This window comes from Flagellimonas onchidii (assembly GCF_004804315.1).
GTDB lineage: Bacteria > Bacteroidota > Bacteroidia > Flavobacteriales > Flavobacteriaceae > Flagellimonas > Flagellimonas onchidii.
In genome coordinates, this window is sequence record NZ_SRXX01000020.1 from 1 (window position 1) to 23897 (window position 23897).

27 protein-coding genes are annotated in these 23897 nt (G+C 34.6%); 5 read left to right on the top strand and 22 right to left on the bottom strand.

Features of this window, described 5'->3' with window-relative positions:
• Positions 1 to 116: 116 nt before the first annotated feature.
• The 21 genes from E4661_RS16565 to E4661_RS16670 form a co-directional block, all read right to left on the bottom strand.
• Complete coding sequence (locus tag E4661_RS16565) at positions 117 to 863, bottom strand: hypothetical protein (protein WP_136468580.1); 747 nt, start codon at positions 861 to 863, stop codon at positions 117 to 119.
• Between the two features lie 218 nt (positions 864 to 1081).
• On the bottom strand, positions 1082 to 2035 hold the full coding sequence (locus E4661_RS16575) for a hypothetical protein (RefSeq protein WP_136468582.1): 954 nt from the start codon (positions 2033 to 2035) through the stop codon (positions 1082 to 1084).
• Positions 2025 to 3119, bottom strand: a complete 1095-nt coding sequence (locus E4661_RS16580; RefSeq protein ID WP_136468583.1) for a ParB N-terminal domain-containing protein — start codon at positions 3117 to 3119, stop codon at positions 2025 to 2027. Before E4661_RS16580 ends, E4661_RS16575 begins: the two co-directional genes overlap by 11 nt.
• Positions 3120 to 3123: 4 nt before the next feature.
• Positions 3124 to 3516 carry a DndE family protein gene (locus tag E4661_RS16585; RefSeq protein ID WP_136468584.1) on the bottom strand — a complete coding sequence of 131 codons (393 nt, stop codon included), beginning with the start codon at positions 3514 to 3516 and terminating at the stop codon, positions 3124 to 3126.
• Positions 3509 to 5575, bottom strand: coding sequence for a DNA sulfur modification protein DndD (gene dndD / locus E4661_RS16590; protein ID WP_136468585.1), 2067 nt, complete (start codon positions 5573 to 5575; stop codon positions 3509 to 3511). The genes E4661_RS16585 and dndD overlap by 8 nt, the downstream gene beginning before the upstream one ends.
• Positions 5562 to 6920: a DNA phosphorothioation system sulfurtransferase DndC gene (gene dndC / locus E4661_RS16595; protein ID WP_136468586.1), complete on the bottom strand. Its 1359-nt coding sequence runs from the start codon at positions 6918 to 6920 to the stop codon at positions 5562 to 5564. The genes dndD and dndC overlap by 14 nt, the downstream gene beginning before the upstream one ends.
• 19 nt (positions 6921 to 6939) lie before the next feature.
• Positions 6940 to 7230, bottom strand: coding sequence for a helix-turn-helix domain-containing protein (locus E4661_RS16600; RefSeq protein WP_136468587.1), 291 nt, complete (start codon positions 7228 to 7230; stop codon positions 6940 to 6942).
• Positions 7231 to 7341: 111 nt separating this feature from the next.
• On the bottom strand, positions 7342 to 8004 hold the full coding sequence (locus E4661_RS16605; RefSeq protein ID WP_136468588.1) for an ATPase: 663 nt from the start codon (positions 8002 to 8004) through the stop codon (positions 7342 to 7344).
• Entirely contained in the window at positions 8001 to 8531 is a 531-nt protein-coding gene (locus E4661_RS16610; protein ID WP_136468589.1) for a hypothetical protein, read from the bottom strand. The genes E4661_RS16605 and E4661_RS16610 overlap by 4 nt, the downstream gene beginning before the upstream one ends.
• Positions 8532 to 8539: 8 nt before the next feature.
• The gene (locus E4661_RS16615; protein WP_136468590.1) at positions 8540 to 8818 is read right to left on the bottom strand and encodes a helix-turn-helix domain-containing protein; all 279 of its coding nucleotides are present in this window, start codon (positions 8816 to 8818) and stop codon (positions 8540 to 8542) included.
• A 276-nt stretch (positions 8819 to 9094) separates the two neighbouring features.
• Positions 9095 to 9940: an RteC domain-containing protein gene (locus E4661_RS16620; protein ID WP_136468591.1), complete on the bottom strand. Its 846-nt coding sequence runs from the start codon at positions 9938 to 9940 to the stop codon at positions 9095 to 9097.
• A gap of 81 nt (positions 9941 to 10021) precedes the next feature.
• Complete coding sequence (locus tag E4661_RS16625) at positions 10022 to 12355, bottom strand: ATP-binding cassette domain-containing protein (protein ID WP_136468592.1); 2334 nt, start codon at positions 12353 to 12355, stop codon at positions 10022 to 10024.
• A 7-nt stretch (positions 12356 to 12362) separates the two neighbouring features.
• Positions 12363 to 13136 (bottom strand): NAD(P)H-binding protein, encoded by a 774-nt coding sequence (locus tag E4661_RS16630; protein ID WP_136468593.1) that lies wholly within the window; start codon positions 13134 to 13136, stop codon positions 12363 to 12365.
• Between the two features lie 20 nt (positions 13137 to 13156).
• Positions 13157 to 14068, bottom strand: coding sequence for an AraC family transcriptional regulator (locus E4661_RS16635; RefSeq protein WP_136468594.1), 912 nt, complete (start codon positions 14066 to 14068; stop codon positions 13157 to 13159).
• Between the two features lie 14 nt (positions 14069 to 14082).
• Entirely contained in the window at positions 14083 to 15255 is a 1173-nt protein-coding gene (locus E4661_RS16640; RefSeq protein ID WP_136468595.1) for an LOG family protein, read from the bottom strand.
• A gap of 110 nt (positions 15256 to 15365) precedes the next feature.
• A complete protein-coding gene (locus E4661_RS16645; protein ID WP_240751514.1) occupies positions 15366 to 16793 on the bottom strand; it encodes a type IV secretory system conjugative DNA transfer family protein in 1428 nt (475 codons plus the stop codon).
• 8 nt (positions 16794 to 16801) lie between these two features.
• Positions 16802 to 17830 (bottom strand): MobB family relaxase, encoded by a 1029-nt coding sequence (gene mobB, locus E4661_RS16650; RefSeq protein WP_136468597.1) that lies wholly within the window; start codon positions 17828 to 17830, stop codon positions 16802 to 16804.
• Between the two features lie 6 nt (positions 17831 to 17836).
• A complete protein-coding gene (locus tag E4661_RS16655) occupies positions 17837 to 18214 on the bottom strand; it encodes a BfmA/BtgA family mobilization protein (protein ID WP_136468598.1) in 378 nt (125 codons plus the stop codon).
• 374 nt (positions 18215 to 18588) lie between these two features.
• The gene (locus E4661_RS16660; RefSeq protein ID WP_136468599.1) at positions 18589 to 19038 is read right to left on the bottom strand and encodes a JAB domain-containing protein; all 450 of its coding nucleotides are present in this window, start codon (positions 19036 to 19038) and stop codon (positions 18589 to 18591) included.
• A gap of 73 nt (positions 19039 to 19111) precedes the next feature.
• Positions 19112 to 19447: a single-stranded DNA-binding protein gene (locus tag E4661_RS16665; RefSeq protein ID WP_136468600.1), complete on the bottom strand. Its 336-nt coding sequence runs from the start codon at positions 19445 to 19447 to the stop codon at positions 19112 to 19114.
• A 713-nt stretch (positions 19448 to 20160) separates the two neighbouring features.
• On the bottom strand, positions 20161 to 20388 hold the full coding sequence (locus tag E4661_RS16670) for a helix-turn-helix domain-containing protein (protein ID WP_136468601.1): 228 nt from the start codon (positions 20386 to 20388) through the stop codon (positions 20161 to 20163).
• 110 nt (positions 20389 to 20498) lie between these two features.
• Here E4661_RS16670 and E4661_RS16675 point away from each other — a divergent pair, with 110 nt between their 5' ends.
• Positions 20499 to 20915 carry a hypothetical protein gene (locus E4661_RS16675; RefSeq protein ID WP_136468602.1) on the top strand — a complete coding sequence of 139 codons (417 nt, stop codon included), beginning with the start codon at positions 20499 to 20501 and terminating at the stop codon, positions 20913 to 20915.
• A 199-nt stretch (positions 20916 to 21114) separates the two neighbouring features.
• Here E4661_RS16675 and E4661_RS16680 read toward each other — a convergent pair whose 3' ends face one another.
• Positions 21115 to 21414: a hypothetical protein gene (locus E4661_RS16680; protein ID WP_136468603.1), complete on the bottom strand. Its 300-nt coding sequence runs from the start codon at positions 21412 to 21414 to the stop codon at positions 21115 to 21117.
• A 397-nt stretch (positions 21415 to 21811) separates the two neighbouring features.
• Here E4661_RS16680 and E4661_RS16685 point away from each other — a divergent pair, with 397 nt between their 5' ends.
• The 4 genes from E4661_RS16685 (at position 21812) to E4661_RS16695 (ending at position 23689) form a co-directional block, all read left to right on the top strand.
• Positions 21812 to 22333 (top strand): hypothetical protein, encoded by a 522-nt coding sequence (locus E4661_RS16685; RefSeq protein WP_136468604.1) that lies wholly within the window; start codon positions 21812 to 21814, stop codon positions 22331 to 22333.
• 383 nt (positions 22334 to 22716) lie between these two features.
• Complete coding sequence (locus E4661_RS19145; RefSeq protein ID WP_168796401.1) at positions 22717 to 22893, top strand: hypothetical protein; 177 nt, start codon at positions 22717 to 22719, stop codon at positions 22891 to 22893.
• 69 nt (positions 22894 to 22962) lie between these two features.
• On the top strand, positions 22963 to 23301 hold the full coding sequence (locus E4661_RS16690) for a hypothetical protein (RefSeq protein WP_136468605.1): 339 nt from the start codon (positions 22963 to 22965) through the stop codon (positions 23299 to 23301).
• Positions 23302 to 23323: 22 nt separating this feature from the next.
• A complete protein-coding gene (locus E4661_RS16695) occupies positions 23324 to 23689 on the top strand; it encodes a DUF805 domain-containing protein (RefSeq protein WP_136468606.1) in 366 nt (121 codons plus the stop codon).
• The last annotated feature ends 208 nt before the right edge of the window (positions 23690 to 23897 follow it).

The window sequence follows — 23897 nt, forward strand, 5'->3', positions numbered from 1 at the left end:
GGCAAGTTCTAATAATCCTAACTTTGGTTTGATGATCTTTTCTTCTGTACTCATCTGACAAATCTAATTTAAGGGTTAAACTAATTTATTAAGATTGTCAGATTAAGTCTTAACTATTACATATAAACATCAGTCAATGGGTCTATCTCTTCAGCTTGTTGATAGGCCCATTTCAAATACTCTTTTCCTTCATAAGTGCTTAATCCATTGTTAGAATTCATCTTTTCTTCAAAGGCTTTTAGGTAAGTACGAATCTTTACAGCCTTTTCATATTTTTCAGCATCTAAAATTAGTTTTTCCAATTTTTCGGCTTTTATCGCTATTAATCTAGCTTTCTCAGCTTCTTGCTCCCTCAGAATTTTATTTTTCTCTTCCTGTATACGTTGTCGTTCTCTTAAATCAGCCCATCGCTTACTGTCTTTTTCAATGTAATCGTATATGACTTGCAGGTAATCCTCTAGACTTTTAGTTTTTCTATCAATCCAACCTTTACGTGCATAAGACCCAACTTGAAATTCAAGCTTATCACTTTTTTCATAAGTATCAGTACCATAACCCCATGAATCTTTAATACGTTTTCTGAAATACTTTTGCCTTAAATTTATTTCGGTAAGCTGCCCATACATTTCGATATGGCAACGGTCATACTCAAATTTAATACCGTGTCCATTTGCTTCCAGTAGATGTATTAAATCACTCATAAATTTCAGAGCTCTTGCCCTTAATTTTGGCTCAACAGAAATAGGCAAAAACTCGCCATTATATTTTCGCTGCTCCTCCCAACTTCTTCGTTCTTTTATTTTATCCAATCTTTTTAATTCGATTTTCGTTTTTTGAACTAGTGGGTGCAATACTCTTTTCATATAATATCTACTGATTTGGTTGAGACTAATGGAACGTAATTTTTTGGTTCCTACTTCGACCAAATAATCATGAAAGAAGAAACAAATTACCTGACCAGTAAAGAAATGAGAAAAGAACTGAAAATTTCAGCCTGCGACCTCATGCATATGCGAGAAGCTGGCAAACTTAAATTCATTAAGAAGGGGAATTCGTATTTGTATAAAAAAAGTACTTCTAGTTAAACCAAATCAGTAACAGCAATTGTACAGGCATCGACTATTTTAAGAATATCTAATCCAGAAAAAGTCTCTTCTTGGTCAAAAACATCTAAAATTCTTTTTCTTTCAAAAACCAAGAAATCTTTTTCAATTAAATCAGAATGATAAAATTTATTCTTTTTGGGATTTATTAAAGAATATGGAATAAACATAATATGCTGTGGATTGGTCTTGTAAAAATTCAAATAATTTTCAAATCTTCTAGTATCGTGATATTTAGACTCTGTGTCTTTTCCACAAGCACATTGGGCTAAATAAATTAGTTGATTCATACATCTATCCGTAAATGGAATCCAACCAATGATGTCAAGACCTCTTTCTTGATTATTTCTTTCCGAGATTCCTTCCAGTTCATCCTCATCAATTTTCAACCCCAAATCAGAAGCCAAAGCTCTAATTTTAGCTTTTGCGTTCCCCGCATACTCTGAATTTTTACCAAACTCCTTAATTACAGAATTGGATGGTAAAAAATTCTTTAAAACGTAATATGAGATTGTCTCGAATTCTGTAGTTAATTCAGTTTTAAAACTTTTAAAAATGTTTAGCTTAGAGGATATGAGCATTCCTAAATACATCTTATTTTTCCAAGACAAATCCTCTTTTAATTTCAAGACTTCACTATTTTGAAAATCAAAAGGATAATCGTTTCCAAATAGATTTATCCGTTCCTCAACAATAAGTAAAACCTCTAAAAGCCAAGTTTCATCTTCATCTCTTTGATTACTGGAATTGTAGTCTTTGGTTCCAAAAAATCTGTCTTGGACATCCCCATAACTAGTTCCGTCTTGGTTAGAAAAAAGGGCAATTAATTCTATGAAATCACAATATAGATTCATCTTATCCCTCGTGTAATCAGGCATATCTATATTCGTGAAATTTGTAATACTACTGGTAATTTTCTCTTTAAAAGTCATCGTCCTCGTTCTCTTTCTGAATTTTAAAATTTCTTATTTTGAGAGCGATTTCCCTAATAGTCTTCAAGTCTTCAATCATTCCAGAGTAAAAATCGTCTACTTTATTAGAATAAGCGTCAGCTTTATGAAGAGATGAAAGTGCTTTCTCAATTTCTTTTCTAAAAAGTAAGTCTATTTCACCTGTTAAGTCATAAGCGTCATCAATAGTGGCTCCTTCATCCTTAAAAGCTTTTAAAGCTATTGGGCTTCCTATAACTGCATCTAACATTTTTAATCCTTCACTATCTCCTAAAACTCTGGATTTTCCTTCAGTCTTTTCAAACCACCAATGAGTAAGTAATTCCAAATTATCTCCATTTAACTTTTTAATTGGGTCATCCTCATTGAAATCAACTTCTAAAAAGTTTCTAATATTTTCTTTATTTAGTGCATCAACGAAATAGTTTAAGTGAAATCTGGTATCATTTAAATTTTCTATGCTGTAAAAACCTTCATCCTCTACCTTTTTATAAAGACTTAATCCTGTAAGAAGTCGTCGTATATAACTACTTGAACTTCCTATCATTTTAGCTATATCTCTACATGCCTGTAAAAAACCTACCCCTGCAAATTCACTCTCTTTTAAATCAAAAAGATATCGAGCCTTTTCTAAAAGTCTCCAAGATTTAATTCCTGTTATATGCCTAAAACCTAAATACTTAAGTATTTGGTCTTTTTGCTCAAAGATTAAACAAGGAATCTCATTCGGTTTAAAATCAGCTTCTGCACATACTTTTTGAAGGCTTTCTTTTTTGACAGACGAAATTGAAGGGTCATTTAATAACTTTACAGCTGTAAGTCTGCGATTACCTTCCACTACTACATATTTGCCTTCATCATCTTCATCAGGAATAACTAAAAGTTGTTCTCCAGCGAAATAATCATTTTGCCCTATAGCCATCATAAGTTCTAGAGTAGCCGCTTCAAGAAGCATGAACTCAATGACGGTTTTTTCGTCTTTCCCTTGTTTTGACTTAGGAAGTCTAGGATTCTTCAAATCCAATTTAAGGTCTTCAATTTTTATTTTTTTAAAATCTTGAGACATGGTATTATAGTTGGTTTAGACTAGTGTTAATTTTATTCACAATAAAATCAAATCCATCAAACTTAGGATTTTCGTTTATTTCATTATCAAGTAATTCAAGACCATCATCAATATGCATTTTGATATATTTTGGAAGATTTTTATCTGTTTTATATAACTTATAATGTGTACAGATTAAACCAATGTATATATCCTCATGTTCCCCTAAAAGAACCGATTTTGAATACTCTTTCCCTTTGGAATCTTGAATATCCTTTAAAGATAACTTTCTGTCTGTAGAAAGTGAATGAGTTAATGCCATTCTAGCAATAATGTTTTCCTTTCCTAGATTTAATTTTCTAGTCAGTTGTGCTACAACTTCTCTATTATCTTCACTGGTCTTAATCTGTTTAAACATAGGTTTCTTCATTTAATTCACTAAACACATTATCTAAATCAGCTTCTGATATCCTGGAGCTATTATGATTTATATTATCAATTAAATAAGAGCTATGAAGATTATTTTTGAGTGATTCATATTCTTTAGCTGTAAGTTCTTTTTCTAATAATGGTAATAGTACTACTTGCTCGGAAATAGAGGGATAGAATTCTTCAATAATATTCTTAGAGTGAAACTTATCAAACTTTTGCAACGGACTATCAATAAATACGGGGAATTTTATTCCAGATTCATCAACCAATGCTTTTAATAAAGCTGTAGCATAAAGTTGCTGCTCTCCTTTGGATAATGAATCCTTATCTATTGTGATTCCATTCTTATCAATCAAATCAATATTCATTGTATCCTTATCAATGGTAATATTGATATCATGAATAAAATTCTCCTTATGCATTAATTTATTCAGGATAAGCTTTAGTGTTTTTTGAAGCGTGTATTTTTTTTCTTCTTTGATTTTAGAAATAAGCTTGGTGATTTTATCCAGAGCAATATCTGTGGCTTTTAACTTCTTGTTGTCAATATCCACAAGTTTAAACTTCTTTTCTAGTTCAGAAACTTGCCTTTTATCAGAATTGTTCTGGGCCTTTAGCATTCCTTCCTCTACTGAAAGGGCTTTTTGTTGTAGACGAATCTCGTCTATCATTTTATCAGCTTGTTTTTTTCTGTCTCTAAGTTTAACCGCCAAATGATTATCCTTTCTAGCTTCCGCTTCCCTAATTTTATTCAACGTTCTGGATAGCAATACACGATTATTCTTTTCTCGTTGTACTATATCCTTTAATTGATTGCTATATGCACCTTTAATGTTAGCATAAATAGCCTTGAAATTTCGATACTGCTCTTCTTCTAAAGCTACCAGTACATCTCCTTTTTGATTTGAGCTATCCAATTTTTCTTTAAGTGAAGACTCAATCATACTAACAAAATTAGAGGTGTTTTTTAAACTCGATTTTTTAAGCTTAGAAAGTAAGTCGTTGGAAAAATTTTCCAGTTCTTTTTTTACAACCTTGTTAGCACCAATGTTATTTTCGAATTCAAAATCTAATTGATTTTTTAATTCGGTAAGCTTTTTTCCTGCCATCACTAAAGGAGCTAATTCAAGAATTGAATTCAACTCTCCCTTGATTTCAATAGACTCTTTTTTTAAGCTGTCTCGTTCCCTTTTTAAAGCCGTTAATTCTTCAAGGGTTATCGAGTTTCCTTCTCGAATCAACTTTTCTTGAAGTTGGTTACTTTGTTGATTAAGGTGAGTTATTTGTTCTTCTAAAGTATGTTGCTCTTCTAGGTTATTTTCAAGCAATTTAGCTGATTGACTTTCTTTGTCTTTTAACCTGTCTAATTCTTGTCTTTGCTTCTCGGTAATTTCATCTCTAATCAGCTTAGAACGTAATGATTCTAGATTTTTTTTAAGCTCTTCGTATTTCTTAATTCCTAAAACTTCAGAATAGGCTTTATTTAAATTTCGTAGTTCTTCTAAAGATTTGGCTTCTGCCAGCGATACTATCTTTTCAGCATCAAAAAAGAAAAACTTAGCAATTTCTCTAGGGAGAATAAAATCATTGATAAAAAGCTCATAACCAACTTCTTTTGTCAATTCATTTTCAGCACCGTTTATCAGTATGTTTAACTTCTCTTCATTATTAATAAAGCTATATGACCTTTTAATAGTGATTGAATCACATGGTAAAGCTGGAATCGCCAAATCTTTGAGCTCTATTTCTACTGAGAAATTTTGATTTTCAATCTCACTATTTGATTTGATTTCTCTATTCAAAAGAGATTCTAAATAATTCTGATAGCCTCCTGCTTGTTTAATATCTAAACGATATTTATTCTCTACTTGTGCAATTAATTTTCCATAAAAAGCCCACAACAAAGACGTTAACAGTGTAGTTTTTCCATACCCATTCCTTCCTGCTATAACGTTGATGTTTTTCTTGGAGAAAGGAGTAAACACTATTTCGTTAGTATCCTTATATATCCTAAAGTTATGCAGTGTAATCTTACTTATTTTCATATTCTTTAGGATTTACAAAACGTTCAATTCTTTTCTCAATATCATTGTGAAGTCCATATTTGGATACCATCAATGTTTTTGTTTCCTGTAATGCAATAAGATTGTCAATCAAATGATAGTAAGACATGTCATCCTCACAGATTTCCTTTAGAATACGTTTCTCAGTATTATTCAAAGAATTAGGCTCGCTTGTTGAAATATCTTTGTTGAAAATATCACGATAGAGGTCACCAACGGTTTTATCAAAATACAAGTCTCTATTCCACGTAACCTGAATAGCAATCAATTCTTGGTTTGATATTAAAGAGATATGAGGTCTTTCTTTTTGTATTTCTTTCTGTATTTCTAGTAACTGTTTTAATTTCTTATGACGATACCATGGCCAGTAAGGTCCCCAGTTTGTTCCATCTTCTCGTACTGCTGGTCTTTCATCTCTACGCTCTGGCATTCTGTACTCATGTACATTTCTTTCTTCTACTAATTGATTTCTGAAATCCAATAACGGTTTCATCCATTGTTGACCATTATCAATCAAAGCAGACATTGACTTGTCTTTTTTAACTACGGTGCATGTCCAACATCCAAATCTTGACTGACCACAAGATGAGTGCTCTTTGTTGGTCACGACAGTAGGACATTCATAGTCATCCGCACTGGCATCTGCATAAATTTGAAAAAGGATAGAGTTATCATATCCCCAGGGAGAAGGGAAAGTGTTGATGATATACCATACTTCTTCTAGCATCAATTCTTTTATCGGAGCATAGGTATATGTATTAATACTACTTTGATGCTTAGATAATCGTTGTCCTTTTATTTCATGTTTTCTAATTGAACGTTCACGAGTAGCACTTTCGTCATATCGAGTACCAAGAAGTACAATGGCTTCGCCTTTTTCGTCTATTTGTTCATGTAAAAACTTTGATGTTGGTCTAATTTTTAGCTTGTCAGTACACCAGCGAAACGAATTATTAGGTACTGGATAACCTTTTCCCAATACATTCACCCAAAAAGTTTCATCTATGGCTGGAGCTGTCTTTTTTACAAAGATTGGTAAATCTTGTTCTCTTGCGGCAACTTCGATTTTACCCAATACATCATCTACATAAGAAGTGATAACTGGGTTTTCAACCAAAGTATCATTGCATACTACATGAACTGGTCTTCTAAGTTGAAATGGTGTAGGCCATTCTTTAATCTTTTCTAATGCTTTCCAAACCAATGTCAATAAAACAGTAGAATCTTTACCTCCGCTAAAGCCGATAATCCATGGTCTTTCTGAAGTATCACCGTAGGTATATTGGTCTACTATTTCATCAACTATTTTATCTATTCTTTTCGACATATATTTTAAAAACTATTCGCTAGTTATTGTCATCAGAATTACAATTACGAAGTGCTATTTCTAGTGCTTCTTTTGTAAATTCATCATTATCTGTTGTTCTTAATATTTTGTCTGCCAGCCACATCTTATATAATTCATTTTGGTCTTCTTTCAAAGTTTTGGAAAGCTTCACAAGGTCTTCCTTTCGGAAAGGACGGACACCTCTTTCCATTTTACTCAACATTGCTGTATCTATTTTTAGTTCTGCTGCCAGCTCTCTTAACAAGAGGTTTTGGCTCTCTCTGAGGACTCTAACGTGCTCTCCAATCATTATTTTCAATGTTCAATGAGGGACTTGACAAATTTTGAACAAAATAAGAAAAGTCAAGGATATTTTTAACATATTTCTGAGGTAGTTTTCATAAGACTTATTAACTAGATTTTACTTCCTTTTATCCCTGCTCCCCCTATCAAAAGCCACCAAATTAAAAAGCTGTCGCATACGGCTACGAACACGGATGCCGTAAAGCTCTTCCAATTCTGCAGCATTTAAGTTGGTAGTAGCATGGGTTTTAATTTTCTTGTCCAGAAATAGGTCATGGCGAGATAGCAGTATTTCGCCCATCACATTACAATCCTTACCATAGTGTCTGCCCATAGGCTCGACCCCTAAATCATCAAAGCAGAAAAATTGAGTGTTACCATAATCTTCAATGGTCTTGTAACCGATATGATTGAATCCAAAGACAATGTTTCGTGTGGGTACAACTTCATAAGGCTTTCGATGTGGTACGAGATGTTTTAATAAGCGAATCAAGGAAGTTTTACCACAGCCTACAGGACCAGAAAGTAAAATCCCTTTATCGATATCAATTCCGAATTCTTTACAGGCAATTCTATCCTGAATGAAGTACAGACATAGTTTGTATAAAATATCTCGGTCTTCTTTATAGATTTTAAATTTCTGCCCGAAAAGCAATTTCCCTTTAGCATCCAGGTAGACCAGCATTTTATCAAAATCATACAAAATTTGATTACCTCGCATGGTACCCAAAGCATACTGGACAGCTCCTTCAACAATGATATGTGGTTTTGGATTGCTCATAAAGGGTCATCATAGTTTTTATCTGAACTGGTCTTTAGGTTGTCCTGATATGGGACACTTGCCAAATGGTTTTCATCGTTTTCAGAATTTGAATTTTCTAAAAATTGCCGTTTGTTTATGTTTTTACTGTTTTCTAAGGTTTGTATATGTTTGTTTATAGGTACCAATGCTTGTCCAGTACTTGTCTCGATTTTGGTATTGCTTGGGTACAGAGCTTGTTCGGTACTTGTTCCAAAATTGAACATCTTGATTCGGCTTCCCTTGAATGGATTGTGAGATGGTGTATACAGCAAATAGTTCCAATGACTCAATTCCTTGATACAGCGGTGATACGTTGATTTAGAACCAATCTTTGAAAATGCCATCACTTCTTCTCGATTGATATAGAATTCATCCTTAAAAAAGTTGTTATTCCAAATTTGAAATAAGGCTACATACAAACTGATGTGGGTTGGATTTAATCTACTGTCTTTCGAAAACTGCTCAAACACACCATTCAGATGTTTGATATAATTGATGTCTTGCAAACCAAATGCTAGAATTTATTGTGAATCTTGTTTTTCTCCAGAACCTGTATGATTTCCTGATAGTCATAATACAGTACGCCACCAATTTTAGTATATGGTAACGTACCATTGATACGCAGGTTTTGAAGCGTACCAGGTGAGATGCCTAAAAGCTCCCGTACTTCTGGAGATTTCAACCATTTTTTAGCAGGTTGTCCGCTTTGGTTTTGTAAAAGTTGCTTAATGTCATCGAGTAGTTCCATTTTAAACTCTCGAAGGTCTTCGGTAGTAATTATAGTTGCTCCCATTTATAAAACGATTTTAGAAAACAAAACCGTCTGCAATCAAATGAGAGATATTAGACGGCTTTGCATTGATTTGACTTTCGTCCTACAAATTTGGGTAAGATTAGTACTATTAATTCAATAGATAATCCCAAGTTGGGTTCTTTTTTATCTCATTTTTAATGAGTTACAATGTTTTAAATTGTCTGCTATGGATAAAAATCAGGACACAAAACGATAGCAAAAAAAATGAATGGACACCTACTTTTCAATCACCCAACGTGGGTGCAACTATGGTATTTATTCGTCTGAATCTTCATATTTTTTAAGCAAAGATTCTTTTAGTTTATCAAGGAATTTGGTGTTGTTTGATTTTCTAGACCTAATTTCTACAAATGTGTGATAGTAATTCCCTAAATCTATATTGAACATTTGTTCATAGGCTGCAGCCATTTTCTTTATGTCTGCAGTTCCACTATTCACAGCCCCACTGCTGTGGAGCGCATAAATGAGTTCTATTAAATCGGTCTTATGAGCCGTCCAAAAAAGATTAGTTGAACCATTATAAGGGTTAATTGCCATTTCCATTCCATTATAGTTTTCTAATTTATCAATTTCTTTCTTTAAATAAATTATGAGCATGTCATAGGCCATAATGGTGGCCACAGTATTATCATGGCTTGTTGAGAATTCTTCATCGGTAAAGCAATGAAATGTATCTGGAAATAATCGTATATCTGTTCTCCCTCTTAAGAAATATTGTTCATCCAATGAGGTCGCATTTCTTCGGTAATATTGATAGAACTCCAAATTATCATTAAAATAAACCTGAAGTTTCTCGATATAAGAATCCAAATATTTAATTTGTGATTTATTGCTGCTTCTAGGTCGCTTACTTTCAATAGTGAAGAGTTTCACATAATATATCAGTTTACAATATATTCTTGGTTTTATATTCTTAAAAAAGTCTATCTCTTCTTGCTTATCATTAAATTGATAATCGTTTGCATACTTTCGGATTGATTTTAGTGCTGACTTAGTAATTTTTATTCCTTTTTCAGACTTTAAAACAACATCATCTATTTCGAGTTCTAATGAATTTAGAGACGAATTGAATTCCTCCAGTATTTTTTTGAAGACTGTCAATTTGCTTGTTTTTAAATCTGTGTGTTAGTTCTATCATTAAGTCTAGTTTGTGATTGTAGACTAATTCAATTTTAGAATTCCCTATACTCTCTCACTGGTTAACTTTAGTAAATTTTTCAAATGCTTCCCCGTAATACTAGATTCATTATTTGCAATCGTTTCTGGTGTACCATCAGCGATAATTTTTCCTCCATTTTTTCCACCTTCAGGACCAACATCTATTATCCAATCTGATTGACTAATAACATCTAAATTGTGTTCAATAAGAATTACCGTGTTACCTGATTCTACTAATTGATTAATAATTTTCATTAACCTGTCAATATCTGATGGGTGCAATCCAGTTGTGGGCTCATCCATTACATAGACATTACCACTTTTTTTGAGTTCAGATGCTAGTTTTACACGTTGTGCCTCACCTCCTGAAAGGGTTGAAAGTGATTGCCCTAATTTAAGATAGCCCAAACCAACATCTTGCAATAGTTGTAATCCATGTAAGATTTTTTGGTGTTGTATATCTTCTCTTTGTCCAAAGAAATCAATGGCTTCCGAAATGGACAATTCTAATACATCAAAGATTGATTTTTTCGAATACTGATATTGTAATACTTCTTTCTTATAACGCTTTCCTTTACAAATTTGACATTCTAGTCTTACATCGTCTATAAAAGACAACTCCATTTCAATAAACCCTTTGCCCTTACATTCACTACATGCTCCTTTTGAATTAAAGCTGAAGATGGAAGCTTGCACCTTATTTTCCGAAGCAAATAGTTTTCGTATTTCATCAAAAATGCCCATATAAGTTGCTGGATTAGAACGAGATGTTCTACCAATTGGCTTTTGGTCGATAATGATTATTTTGTCTTTTTGGTCATTGACTTTAGTTGTGTCAATAAACTCTTCTAATAGTGAACTTTTTCCTGAACCTGCCACACCTGTAAGACAGGTTATAATATTTTTTGGAATATTTACAGATACATTTTTAAGATTATTCTTTGTAGCATCTTTTATTTGAAAGGCTTCATTCCAACTTCTTCGCTTGAAAGTTGTTTCAGAAAATTTAGGCTTTAATGCTCTTGCGGTTGGCGTATCTTGCTTTTGAATGTCATCTGTTGTTCCAGAATACAAAATTGTTCCACCATTTTTTCCTGCTCCCAAACCTACATCCACAATCCAATCTGATGCATTTATAACTAACGCATCGTGTTCCACCACCAAAACCGAATTACCCTTGTCACGCAAACGATGCAAAATGCCAATAAGGTGATTGATATCTCTTGGGTGCAAACCAACTGATGGCTCATCCAATATATATATCATATCCACTAGGTCACAATTAAGCTGTTTTGCCAATTTAACTCGTTGACTTTCGCCGCCAGATAGCGTTGGTACAGTTCTGTTCAATGACAAATAACCTACGCCAATATCAATTAACTGCTTCAGTACAGCCCGTATTTTATCTACCAAAGTCTGAACAACCTCTTTCATATTTGCGTATGCTTCGTGTTCTGGTAAACGTTCTATTACAACATCCAAATCGATGAGTTCCATTTTTACGAGTTGCGAAATAGTATAACCACCTGCTAATTGTACAGAAAGTGAGGTTTGGTTTAACCGAGCACCTTTACAGTCGGGGCAAGTACTTTGTTTAAATAACCTTTGATAAGCTTTTAACTGAACGCCAGCCAATTGGTCTTCGTCTTTTTCAATATAGAGTTGTTCTAATTTATAGATTACTCCCTTAAATTTTCTATGATATACTCTTCCCCTGTCTTGATAACTAATAGGATGGTCTTTTGCATAAAGCAATAGTTCCATTTCTTCTTTCGTAAAATCCTCCAACTTTTTCGTAAATGGCAGGACATTAGAATATAAAATTTCCCGCCAATACCACTTTTCAATGTCATAAGATGGGTGAAGTATGCCTCCTTCTTTGATGCTTTTTGATTTATCAAGAAGTAAATTGACATCTATCATCATTTTTTTTCCACGTCCACTACAAGTAGAACACATTCCTTCAGGATGGTTGAATGAAAATAGGTGACTCCATCCAATGAAAGGACTTCCACAACGAGAAAATAACATTCTCAAATAGGTGTAGATTTCAGTAACCGTCCCTACTGTACTTCGGCTACTTCTGCCTAATCGTTTTTGGTCAATAACGATACATGGTGCGATGTTTTTTATATCGTCTACATTTGGGCGTGTAAGTTGTGGTAAACGTCTTCTGGCAAATGTGCTAAATGTATCAATTAATTGACGTTGTGCTTCGGTGTAAATAGTATCAAAAACCAATGACGATTTTCCACTCCCACTAACACCAGTAAAAGTAACTAGTTGATGTTTTGGCACATTGACATCAATATTTTTTAAGTTGTGAGTTTTTGCACCTTTTATTTCAATGTATTTCATATTTTTTTTAAAACTTAGTGTTATAAATAAAAGGCATTTTTTTAGTAAAACTCTTAAACTTTTTATTTCTAATATTCTCTACTAAGAATGCAGCTAAATCTTCTATAACCAATGCTTTTCCTTTGCCTTTCCTGTAATCACTTTTATCTTTATGAAAATCCACACCTATCTTTGTTGTATCTCCTTCTAAATCTGTATTTGGCCTAATGCTGCCACAACGTAATACGGTCCAATTATCATAATTACTATTCAATAAGAAAAGAGCTTCAATGCGATTATCTTTTAATCCACCAATAAAACTTCGCAAGACTGAGGACATCAAGCCGAACAAAGGTCCTTTGGTACCATCAACTTGTTTAAAATAATCTGTTCCGCAAAACGCAACTATATGTGGTGTTTTAGTAGTCTTTTTTGTTAGAGCAATTATACTTTTTGTCAAAGTAGAAACAGGTGCTCTCCAATTTCTATTTGCTTTTGAAAAGGGCATCCACGATAGAGGTGGAGAGGCACAGTTAAAAATATAATTACATTGTAACAGTTGATTTTTTATAGATGAATCATCGAGCATATTTTTTAAAAACAAGTCTGATGTCGTAATGGTCGTAAGGTTATTAAGTGAAGATATGTTCCGTGATTTGAGTAAATCGTGCAACTTATTTTGATTTCGAACAATCGCAACTACATTTTCATTTTTTTGTAAAAAATGAGCAGTTAGCTCAAATCCGATTATTCCAGTAGCACCTAAAATACCTATTGTGTTGGTCTGTTCACGATTTGTCATATCAATACAGTCGTTCTGAATTATTTCACAGGAACACAAATTTCAACGATGCACTTTTTCTCTGGATGCTTGTTAAAGTCGTTATGATAAATTTCATAACAATCACTTGCTACATCCAAGGTATAACCATTTTCTTCTACCCAAATCATTATATTTCCCCAAGCCTTTCCAAATTCTGAAAAGTCAATTTCAAATTTTCCTGCAGCATAATTCCCTTCTTTTAATGTCATTTTATTTACTTCACCGCTTACTTTCACATCTTGTTGAAGCTCTATACAGGCGCTTTGTCGCATTTTGGAAATATCTGTAATATTAGGATCGTCATGATAAACTGTAATTGTTTTTCCGCCCAATAACCCCTTAGGCCCTGCCCAACGCATTAGTTTACCATAAGTATTTCCTAATTGTCCAAATGGGCCGACATAAGACATATAGGCTACCTTTTTCGCAGGCATTTTCTTTATTTCAATTTCTACATTCATCGTCATCGATTTTTTATAATTATCAATGTTGCAAATGTAGCTGTCAATCAAAAGTTGTTTTTGTCCGTTCTTGCTATTGATTTGTTCAATCTTGCTGAATACGTTGGTCTTATTTTTTAATTCAGATGGACTAATACCATAGTATTTTTTAAAAGATTTACTAAAGGACGCATTGGAAGCAAAGCCATATTTCGAAAAAATATCTGCAATGGTCAGGGATTTATCTCGCATTAATTCGGCAGCAGACCGTTCCAATCTTTTTCGATTAATATACTCATTAAGTGTTTCGTCAGTAATGGTGGAAAATAACCTATGGAAATGGAAAGGTGAATAAAATGCAACTTTAGAAACTATGGCTAAATTTAGTTCCTTCCCTAGATTTTCGTTGATGAATTGAATAGCTTTATTTATCCGTCCGATATAATCTTTATGTTTTTGAGTTGATTTCATTAGACAAAATAATTTTATTTAGGGAAAGAATAGTCTTCTGGATTATACTTTAAAATGATATCAATAATTTCATTCTCATCTTCCGACAAATGAAGTAATTCTCCATAAGGTCTACCTTCTGACGCCTTTTTAATCAAATCCCAAACAGGTCTTTCCTCTGTCCATCGCTTTTCTCCAAAAAGAATCATTGGTGAGACATATTTCTTAAAATCGTGTTTGTTATATGGAGCATAATGATTTTGGGCTGCATCTTGAAAAATTTCTTGGGTGGTACCTGCACTTCCAGGAGCAAAAATCACTCCATACTTTGCTATAGCTAAAAGCCCATCTTCCCGAACACTATTTGCAAAATATTTAGCTATATGTGTTGCAAAGGGTGCTGGTGGTTCATGTCCATACAACCAAGTCGGGATACCAACACTCATCGATTCTTTTTCTTTGCCATTGGGAATAGGATATTTTTCTATTATTCTCCAAGCTCTATGTAGCCAATCTTCATCAGCATATTCTTTTCCGTCTGGAGCTCCAGACGGACGGACTTTTATTTCGTTAACAGCTTGCTCTAATTCTTCTAATGTTCTACAAGCGAAATATGCACCTAAATGTGTAGCCTCCATTGCACCAGGGCCACCACCGCTCACCATTAAAAACCCTTTTTGCGTCAGTGTTCTTGAAATTTTAGCAACTCTCAAATAATATGGGTCTCGACGCTCCATAGAATGACCTCCCATTATCGCCACCACTTTTCGACCTTTTAAGACTTCACCCAAAGCATCTGTAATGCTATGGTCATGAAGCCGTCTCATAAGACTTGTCCTAATAGATAAGGGGTTTTCCATTCCATTAGCTACGTATTCTTCATAAACTTTATAATCATAAGTCTCTTCATAACCTTTCACCTTGTTGATATCAAATCCTTTGAATAACTCTTTTACAGTATACAAATGCGCTCTGTGGTTTTCAAAAGCAATACCTTCTCCGTTAGAAATGACCATCCCCCCTGTTTTTACAATATGACCTGCCAGTTCATCTGTCATTTCACATCCCAGAAATATAGACTCGTCAAATGTTAGTCTCATTATTTTTTCTTTGTAATCATTTAGCTCTACGGCTTGAATAGCCGAAGGTTGTTTTGCTCCATTATCTAACCATATTTCGAAGCTTTTCTTATTATCGATTTCTTTCATTTTAACTACTTTTTAATGCATTCAAAATAAGAATTTAACACTAAAAAAGATACCTTTTCTTTGGTATTTTTTTACTATTGCTAAACAGACAAAATTCAATAATGAATAAATCAGTTTTTAAAAAGTGACCTTACTTCTTGGTATACTTTCTCGAAATTCGATTGTAATTCAACTTGTGAAAACTGCTCTCTTTTTTCAGGAAGTTCTTTTTTGATTTTGGATAATCTGAACCGTACTTTTTTATCCTTTCCATCAGCGAATGTTATAAACTCACCTTGCTTCAATCTAAAGAAGATATCCGCTCTACGTTTGGAGACTTCCTTTTCTCCTTTTGTGATTCGACTTTCAAAACTCAGTCCGCTACTTTTACTTATACTTTTGGTAGGCTGCTTTATGAGTTCAAAAAAGCGTTCATAGTATTTGGCAGTATCGGGGTCGTTGACCTTTCCAAAGAACTGATAGGATAGATTGCTCAAAATCGCTTTACTTGCTTTATCGCCATACATCATATCATTTTGAATTTTGTCTTGCATCACATAAACCGTGGCAATTTTATAGCTCCGTAAAGTGGCAGGAATACGGTGCATATTCAACAATCGAATGGTGGGAGCCTCTTCCATCATTAAAAATGAAGGCTTTGCATTCCGTACACTCATTTGCTTAGTAATAGTGTGGACTATGGTGGCGATGATAGGAGAATAAGCCGATTCGTATTTGGGGTTGTTCACTACGGAAATCACACCTGGCTTTTCTTGGCTATTGATGTCTAATGGCACTTCATCTGCAGATAATGCCATAAAGATGCGCTGTGTGCTTATCTTCTTAAACGCATTGGCCAATGTGCTTTTTACCCCTGCAGTTTGTCTATCTGAATCTTTACCGCTAATAAAAGCATCTGCCATAGCTCTAGCCGTTACATTACTTTCCAGAAACGCAATAAGGCTTTCCGTATCTAAAAGCTGATAGATAGCTATTAAATGAGGCAAAGTACAATACTTGGAGTATGAAGTTTTTAGTTTCCATATCAATCCTGCAATCAAGCCTTCTGCTGCATCGGTAAAAAATTTTGATGTTCCCGTACTACCTGATTCTTTTTGTTCTAGTAAATTTTCAATCAATACTCTAGAAACTTCATTGACACTTTCTTCATTTATCATATAACTTGGAGCAATGGGATTCACCCGATGATATATGGTGTCAAAGGAGACAATGTAAAACGGAATTTTGACAGCTTTGAATAAAGGATAAGCAATCTCGGTGAGTTCAAAATGTTTGTAATCATGAATGACTCCACAAAAGGAATACTGGCTGAAATGCCTTAGAAAATTATAAACGACACTTTCAGTTTTTCCGCTCCCTGCAGAACCTATTACCGAAACACCTCGTTTGATATTATCAATTTGAAAGGTTCCTGATTTGACTTTGAATTGGACTTGATATTTTTTATCTGCCTTATCACCAGAAGAACTTAAAAACACATAAAGCACTGAACATAAAAACAATGTTGGAGCAACTATATAAAGAATGATATGTGCCATTGACCAACTCATATTCCAATGGAGCTAGATTTAATGGCGACATCCACACCTTTTTTAAGTCTTTTAAAAGCTTTGATAGCCAATTGCGCCTTATTGGTTGGGATGTTCATCATAGGCACTCCTGACTTTCCCAAGATTTTAAAAGCTGCTGCTTTTTCAGTTGTGGGTAAACCCATTAATACCGAAAAATAGAGCTTGGGATTTTTGATAAAGTCCTTCTTCGCTTGGTAGGTTTCTGCATAGTTCCGCTTGTATCCAAACTGCTTATCAAAGGTCTTTTCTGCATTAGCGAAAAATGAATCTCTATAGAACCCCCGCTTGACATTCTTGCCATTCATCACAACCTCTGAAGCTTTGTATTTACTTCCTGGAGATAGGCTCACGGAATTAGAAGCATCTTTTCGACTTACGATAATATGGATATGGCTCTGATTGCCTTCCTTTTTCATCCCCTGAACAATTCGCTTTCCGTTTTGTTGGTGCGGAGCTTCTTTTTCAAGTTGGTTGATTCTTTTCTTCAGTTTTGAAATACCACCTTCCAGTTTGCCATTTTCAATCCTTCGGGTGTCTTGTTTCAACTGAAGTATTTTAGTGGCATAGGGTTGGTTTTCTTTTACCTGAAAATCGGTTCCCTTGAACTTACGTTGGTGTTCAATCTTCGCATAGTATTTTATGTCATCAATGGTAACGGCTCTGCCATTGATTTCCCTGTTAAACGATGCCACATAGTCTTTCATTACTTCTCGGGTGTATGCTTTTAAATCGCTGCTACTGTTTTGTAACTGTTTCAATTCATACTTGCTTGGGCTTATCGTAATGGAATAAAACTTGGGTTCTGTCTTTTTCAATTTTGCTGTGTTGCCGTCAATCTCTTTAATAACTTCCTTAGCAGATATTTCATCACCGTATTGATTGAAAAAATGTTCCATATCCTGTTGCTCCAGACCTTGATTTTCTTTCTCCAGATAATCCACATAATCAGCAACACTTTGTGAATATGAACCTCCAAGCTTTTGGGGTGTTATGGTGATATACATTACGATTTATAATTGATTTTCATTGGTTTTCTTTTCCTGAAACAATACTTTCTTTTCGACCAATGCAGGTTTGTTTTTTGGTTCTGCTTCTTCAAAAAGGGATTGCATCATCGCCACAGTGGGTCGGGTCTGACTTTTTTCCATATCCCTTAGAATGGCAATGACCGCACTTACTCGTTTTTTAATCAGGTTTTCAAGGGTATGGACTGTCGGACCAATAGACTCTTTTGGAGAAACATTATTGGTTTCAAAAAAGTCCAACATCATCAGTAAGGTCATCGAATTTGATACTCCCATTTTCTTACTAAAAGACCGAAATTTTTTAGCTATCGAGCTTTTAAAACTGATTGTGGTAAATTGTTCTTTTTCGTATCCGTTATCCATTTTTACTCTAAAAATTCATTGGTTTTTCTGGGCTGAACACTTTTTTACTCTAAAAACCAACACTTTAAATATTATTATCGTTGAAATTATTTTTTAAATAGCTGTTTTACAGTTATTTAAAAACAAGAGGCTTGCTGAAACATCGCGCAGCGTGTTACCCTCTTGCTTTTCCATTTCGTTCGCCCAAAGCGAACAAAATTCCAAACAACCTGACTAAAAAGTCAGTTGCTTTTAGCTGTAATTTTTGATGAGTACGATTATCAGGAAAGTCAAATCAAGATAGGATAATCACACGTAAAAATAGTCGAGTTTCAACCTCTTAAATCTAAGAAATTTGACGAAACCCGACCATAGGTAATTCGTATCAATTAGCCTCAAATAATATGATTATCGGAAAAGCTATAGTAGTTTCCATCTGGTGTTATGATTAAGTGGTCTAGCACTGCAATATCTAAAAACTTTGCAGCTTTTTGTATTTTCTTGGTCAATCGAATATCCGCTTCACTGGCTTGTAATTTTCCTGAAGGGTGATTGTGTGCCAAAATAATGGCTACGGATAGAGATTTTAAAACGGTTGCAAAAAGGATTCGCATATCTACCAACGTTCCTGTGATTCCTCCTTTGGATAGTTCGTAAATTCCTTTGACTTTATTGGAGTTGTTCAATAATAGCACCTTAAAACTTTCATGCAGTTCAATACTGTCTTTATCCCATTGTTTGTATAATACTTCTGCAGCATCCATTGAACTCTTGATATTAGGTGAATGGGATAAGTTGATTCCTTCTTTATAGCTGATGCTTATTTCGTTAACTTTGCCTCTCATTGTTTTCTTATTAAGTGAATGATGAAAAAGAGGGTGCAACTTTCCACGGTATCACCCTCTTTATTTTTAATGTTTACTTACTCCCCAAAAGCAGGATTTCATTTGCTTCCACTTCGGTAACATAGCGTTGGTTACCATCTTGAGTCTCATAGGAGCGTGTTTTGAGCTTGCCCGAAATACCAATCTCTTTGCCTTTGGTCACATATTTCTCAATGATTTCTGCAACCTTGCCCCAAGCTACAACCGTATGCCAATTGGTATCGGTCTGTTTTTCTCCGTTGCTATCCTTGTAATTCTCATTTGTAGCTAAGGATAAACGGGCTACTTTCTTTCCACTTTCTAGGTTTGTGATAGTTGGCTCAATACCAACATTTCCAATTAACTGTACATGATTTTTGATAGTACTCATAATTAAAGATTTAAATGATTAAAAAATTGATTTACTTATTATATCCTGAGTGTTTTCCTTTTTGATTTTTTTAGTTCCACTCCCTTTTTGGATATTTTGAGATGATTTCATGGTTTGATATTTTGATTTACTTCCCATAGAGCCTTCGTTGTTACCTTTTTTGATGCCACACATTTTCAATATTCAGGTTTGATAAGACGTATAAAAAAGAGCGAAGTATGAGCCTGGTTTATGCCGTAGTTCAAAACTGAATGTTGGTGTTTTGCTGACAAAAAAGTTTGCTAGCGAGGGCTCGGTAAGTGAATTAAAAAACTATGGGAAGCTTAAAATGGAAGGGAGTGGGACTAATTGATAATTTAATAATATACTTTCTTTAAGAATTATAGATTTTTATCTTTGTTCTGAAAGTCAAATGATATCATTTGTAATCAAATAGACCGTCAACAATTCGGTCAACAGATTTTGTATAGCAATTTTTAAAACCTATAAAATCTCCGCATCCTCTGAAACATCAGAATCCTACGGAGGTCACAAGGGCAAGGACTTAAACCCTGCCGTGGTCACAAATAAATGGTTCGATAAGGAAAAACGCCAAGCTAGCTTGAGCGTTTTTTTGTTTGAATTATTTTCCGAACGGAGTTTTGAGGGAAGGGCGAAGTCAATCTGAAGCCTTGGCTACCACCATCCTAAACTTATAGTAACAAATTATATTGCTATTTCTCAAAAGACCCGTCAAAAAAATCATGGAGCGAAATTTCAAAGTATTGGCAGAGTTTCATTAAGGTGAAGTAGCTAATATCTCTCTTACCTTGTTCAATGCGTCCAAAGTGTATTCCCGTATCATTAAAAGCGTTTTGTTGACTTACACCTTTCTCATCACGAAGCTGGGCCACACGTCTGGCGAGTTTTAATAGCTCTTGGTCTTTGGACAATTTTTCCATGACCTCAAGATCCTTTCTTTATAACTTTTCAACAATGACCAAAGAGTCATTAAAATATTTTAAATTTGATTTACCCCGCCATTGTATTTTAACAACCCAAATCTTTACTTATGATTACATCCGATGTATTTAAGACCCTGACCACTTTTCTTGATAGTGAAACAGGAAACACCCTAAAGCTCACCTTTACCCAATTAAAGGTTGATACCTACCGAAACGGGCATTATTTTAATACCATGATACGGCCCAATAGCCGATTGGTACTCCATAAATTTAAAAACGAACGTTTTGCCAAAATACGGGTGGTGGACAATCTGGTGTTCCCCTTTTGGTTTTGGTTTGAAAGGCCTACGCAGAACTTGGAGTACCATACCAAAATGTTACGGCTGTCCCGCCCCTTGGCCGAAGGTACTTTGGCCATACATGCACATAAGTTGTGCTTGCAGTTTACCATTGATGCACCCAAAAAAGACCTGCAGCTTATGGTAAGGCAAACCTATGCTGATGTAGTGTGTTTGGATTATTAAGGTTATTCATGTAGCCGCAAGTTTATAACTCGTGGTATTCAAATCTACTAAAACCAAAAGCCATGACCGTCTAGCCATGGCTTTATTGTTTTTGTTTCTGCTTGCTCCTACCTCTACTGGTCAATCCTGTACTGAGTTTGCCGAAGTAGACTAGTGGTAGCGGGGGAGTGGGAAGGCTTTCTTTTAATTTATTACACCTTTAAAGGTTACCGACTGAATAAACTTGAACGGTACTAATATCCACTAATTCAACATTGGTAACTTTATGTTTCTTAAACAGGTTTTGAACTTTCTCTGTACAAAAAAGTAACATGGTTTTATTAGGGCTGAAAAAATCTAATCTATTCCAAGAACTGTAGTCAAATTTATATCCAGTATAAAAACCAGCTTCTTTTGGCATATTGAGTTTACCACACTTTCCAGTTACTTGAAAACCATAATAGCTTTCATTTTTCCCTTTAATTGATATTTCATACCCTTTTCCAACCTGTGATTCCATTCTCTTTTAGTAGTTCATATATTCTCTTAGAAATAGCAAAATTTGATGTGTCTTGGTAACCTACAATATCAAATAAAGTGTTTCCTTCGGATATTTCCGTTTCAAAAGGCTCTTGCGGTGTTAATTCCGCTTTCCTGACCTTTTTTATCATATTCTAAAACACTCTGTATTAGAGCTTCATTCTTCTTTCTTTCTATTCCTAAATCATAAAATGTTTCCATGCCTAAAATCCGTGACTTTTCATTAATGAATTACCAAAACTTTCCAACATAATCTAAATTTTCCTTATTTCCCAAGTATATGAAATCATGGGTTTTTCAAAAGTACATGATTTGATATATACCCCTACCGATTGTCATTCCTATCTTGTTTTCGCTTAACAAAAGTTCTATTAAAAATGAAAAAAATACTTATATCAATATTTTTAATGGCGATTACATCAGTAGTGAATGGGCAAAAAACCATGACGTATAGCCTAAAACAAAAAGAAGCCATCCATAAAGCAATCAGCTCGGACAAAAAAGTGATTTCTGAACTAAAAAAACTGCCTAAAGCGCAAAGAAAAACTTTTCTGGAAAAGATGTCCATTTTTTACGCACTGTCCAAAGAAGACCAACAGTATGTTGCAAAGTTATGTTATGACTGTCTATTAAAAAGAGAAGTAATCTTTGCAAAGGATGGTTACGATTACCAAGCCCAAGGCATGGTACAGGAGACAGCAGAATATATCGGAGCAACAATTGCAGGGACATATGAAAACATGGCCAATGCCGGTGCCGCAGCTGGTAAAGCTACAGGGAACGTTGTGGGAAAGTTGTATGATGTACTGCTTGGAGATAATGGCAGTGACTCCCAAGGAGTTGTTGCCAGACCAGATGGAAAGGATTGTGAAGGCAGAAGACATGGTTTTCCATTTTAGATTTTAGAACCTGTTGATAATTCATGTGAAATAGGTACAATAGACATAATCTACACTCGCCTATTGGACACTCCATACCGGAATTCATGGATTTTTGGTGGGTAACAGAAAACAAGGACCTTCCAATGACCAGGTCGCACTAACTTCATTTTCATAACATAAAAACATATTATCTCATGAAAACAATTCGATTAACAATGATTTTCGCTTGTCTGTTTGTTGGCATAAATACCATGGCTCAAGGCAAGGTGGACATTAACCAACTATTGGAGAAAGATCAAACCATGGACCGTTAGGTAAAGAGTCTGGTCGAGGATATCAATACCAAAAGACTTCAACACCCAGATAACTTTCCAACTTTCCTAACCACAAAAATCAAAGATTTGGAAACGAAATTAAAGGCGGGCAAGGGAGGAAAAATATTATCATCCGAAGAATTGAAGAAAGCTCAAAAAAAGTACCCAGGAGACACTGCTGGAGCCCTAACGGCCCGTTTTAAAATGTATCTGGATCGAATATACTCGCTAAAGGGTATTGGGCAATCAAAATTAAAACAATAAAATGGTTCGATAAGCCCGGACATGACTGCTTTTATGGGCTTAGGACTCAACAATATTTAAAAAACAAAAATGGAAACAGTAACCGACCAGCAAATCGATACCGAAAGTTTAAAAAACAAACTCCAGTCTCACTTTAAGGACTGCAAGGTCAAACACCCTTTAATCAACAAAAAAATAATCGTGGTGACCAAAGGAGCCTCCATGGTCAGGGTTATACCAAAATCTGAAGGTATCAAAGTGGACAGCGGTGTCAATCTTGGGAATATTTGGATAGCCCTTGGCTTCGGTATCGGTTTGGTATTTGGGTTTATAGGGGGCTTCCTGTTTTATGGTATAGTATGGGCCGTAACAAAGAAAAAGTTCAAAAGAATGGAGCAACAGGTAAAAGAATATCTTGATTTGCTATAATCCATTATAAAAACGTTGAAACATGAAATGGTATATAAAAGTATTGAAACAGTACGCAGATTTTAAGGGAAGGGCGAGAAGGACCGAGTTTTGGATGTTCGTACTCTTCAATACAATTTTCGCAGTTGCCCTGTCCTATTTGGATTATTTGTTCGATATGGAAATTGGCCATACCCAATTGGGGATTTTATATGTTACCTATGTTCTGGTCACTTTTATTCCCGGTTTAGCAGTTTCAGTGAGAAGACTGCACGATATCGGAAAATCTGGATGGATGTTATTTATTGCTTTGATTCCAATTGTTGGCCCCATATGGTTGATAGTGCTTTATGTAACCGAAGGTAATAGCGGAAATAATCCATATGGAAGTGACCCCAAGGAGCAATAGAATATTTGAAACATATTTCTCATTGAATCCGCCCATAAAATAAGCTCGATTCCGCACGTCAGCGCAAATTAAAAATAAAACAGTAACTTATTAGCTTGCTTTAAGCAAGCTAATGGCAATCAACAATTTATATATGAACAAGCATAAAGTCTCAATAATTGTTGTTTGTTGCGTTTTCTTACAATTATCCCTTTTTAAAACATATTCA

Excerpts from the sequence above, each read along its gene's own strand:
- E4661_RS16680 (WP_136468603.1), bottom strand. The coding sequence starts at position 21,414 with ATGGAATCACAGGTTGGAAAAGGGTATGAAATATCAATTAAAGGGAAA.
- E4661_RS16605 (WP_136468588.1), bottom strand. The coding sequence starts at position 8,004 with ATGAGCAATCCAAAACCACATATCATTGTTGAAGGAGCTGTCCAGTAT.
- E4661_RS16580 (WP_136468583.1), bottom strand. The coding sequence starts at position 3,119 with ATGTCTCAAGATTTTAAAAAAATAAAAATTGAAGACCTTAAATTGGAT.
- E4661_RS16585 (WP_136468584.1), bottom strand. The coding sequence starts at position 3,516 with ATGTTTAAACAGATTAAGACCAGTGAAGATAATAGAGAAGTTGTAGCA.
- E4661_RS16645 (WP_240751514.1), bottom strand. The coding sequence starts at position 16,793 with ATGGCACATATCATTCTTTATATAGTTGCTCCAACATTGTTTTTATGT.
- E4661_RS16685 (WP_136468604.1), top strand. The coding sequence starts at position 21,812 with ATGAAAAAAATACTTATATCAATATTTTTAATGGCGATTACATCAGTA.
- mobB (WP_136468597.1), bottom strand. The coding sequence starts at position 17,830 with ATGTATATCACCATAACACCCCAAAAGCTTGGAGGTTCATATTCACAA.
- E4661_RS16600 (WP_136468587.1), bottom strand. The coding sequence starts at position 7,230 with ATGATTGGAGAGCACGTTAGAGTCCTCAGAGAGAGCCAAAACCTCTTG.
- E4661_RS16625 (WP_136468592.1), bottom strand. The coding sequence starts at position 12,355 with ATGAAATACATTGAAATAAAAGGTGCAAAAACTCACAACTTAAAAAAT.
- E4661_RS16660 (WP_136468599.1), bottom strand. The coding sequence starts at position 19,038 with ATGAGAGGCAAAGTTAACGAAATAAGCATCAGCTATAAAGAAGGAATC.
- E4661_RS16640 (WP_136468595.1), bottom strand. The coding sequence starts at position 15,255 with ATGAAAGAAATCGATAATAAGAAAAGCTTCGAAATATGGTTAGATAAT.
- E4661_RS16655 (WP_136468598.1), bottom strand. The coding sequence starts at position 18,214 with ATGGATAACGGATACGAAAAAGAACAATTTACCACAATCAGTTTTAAA.
- E4661_RS16615 (WP_136468590.1), bottom strand. The coding sequence starts at position 8,818 with ATGGGAGCAACTATAATTACTACCGAAGACCTTCGAGAGTTTAAAATG.
- E4661_RS16675 (WP_136468602.1), top strand. The coding sequence starts at position 20,499 with ATGATTACATCCGATGTATTTAAGACCCTGACCACTTTTCTTGATAGT.
- E4661_RS16630 (WP_136468593.1), bottom strand. The coding sequence starts at position 13,136 with ATGACAAATCGTGAACAGACCAACACAATAGGTATTTTAGGTGCTACT.
- E4661_RS16635 (WP_136468594.1), bottom strand. The coding sequence starts at position 14,068 with ATGAAATCAACTCAAAAACATAAAGATTATATCGGACGGATAAATAAA.
- E4661_RS16670 (WP_136468601.1), bottom strand. The coding sequence starts at position 20,388 with ATGGAAAAATTGTCCAAAGACCAAGAGCTATTAAAACTCGCCAGACGT.
- E4661_RS16565 (WP_136468580.1), bottom strand. The coding sequence starts at position 863 with ATGAAAAGAGTATTGCACCCACTAGTTCAAAAAACGAAAATCGAATTA.
- E4661_RS16690 (WP_136468605.1), top strand. The coding sequence starts at position 22,963 with ATGGAAACAGTAACCGACCAGCAAATCGATACCGAAAGTTTAAAAAAC.
- E4661_RS16575 (WP_136468582.1), bottom strand. The coding sequence starts at position 2,035 with ATGACTTTTAAAGAGAAAATTACCAGTAGTATTACAAATTTCACGAAT.
- dndD (WP_136468585.1), bottom strand. The coding sequence starts at position 5,575 with ATGAAAATAAGTAAGATTACACTGCATAACTTTAGGATATATAAGGAT.
- E4661_RS16665 (WP_136468600.1), bottom strand. The coding sequence starts at position 19,447 with ATGAGTACTATCAAAAATCATGTACAGTTAATTGGAAATGTTGGTATT.
- E4661_RS16695 (WP_136468606.1), top strand. The coding sequence starts at position 23,324 with ATGAAATGGTATATAAAAGTATTGAAACAGTACGCAGATTTTAAGGGA.
- dndC (WP_136468586.1), bottom strand. The coding sequence starts at position 6,920 with ATGTCGAAAAGAATAGATAAAATAGTTGATGAAATAGTAGACCAATAT.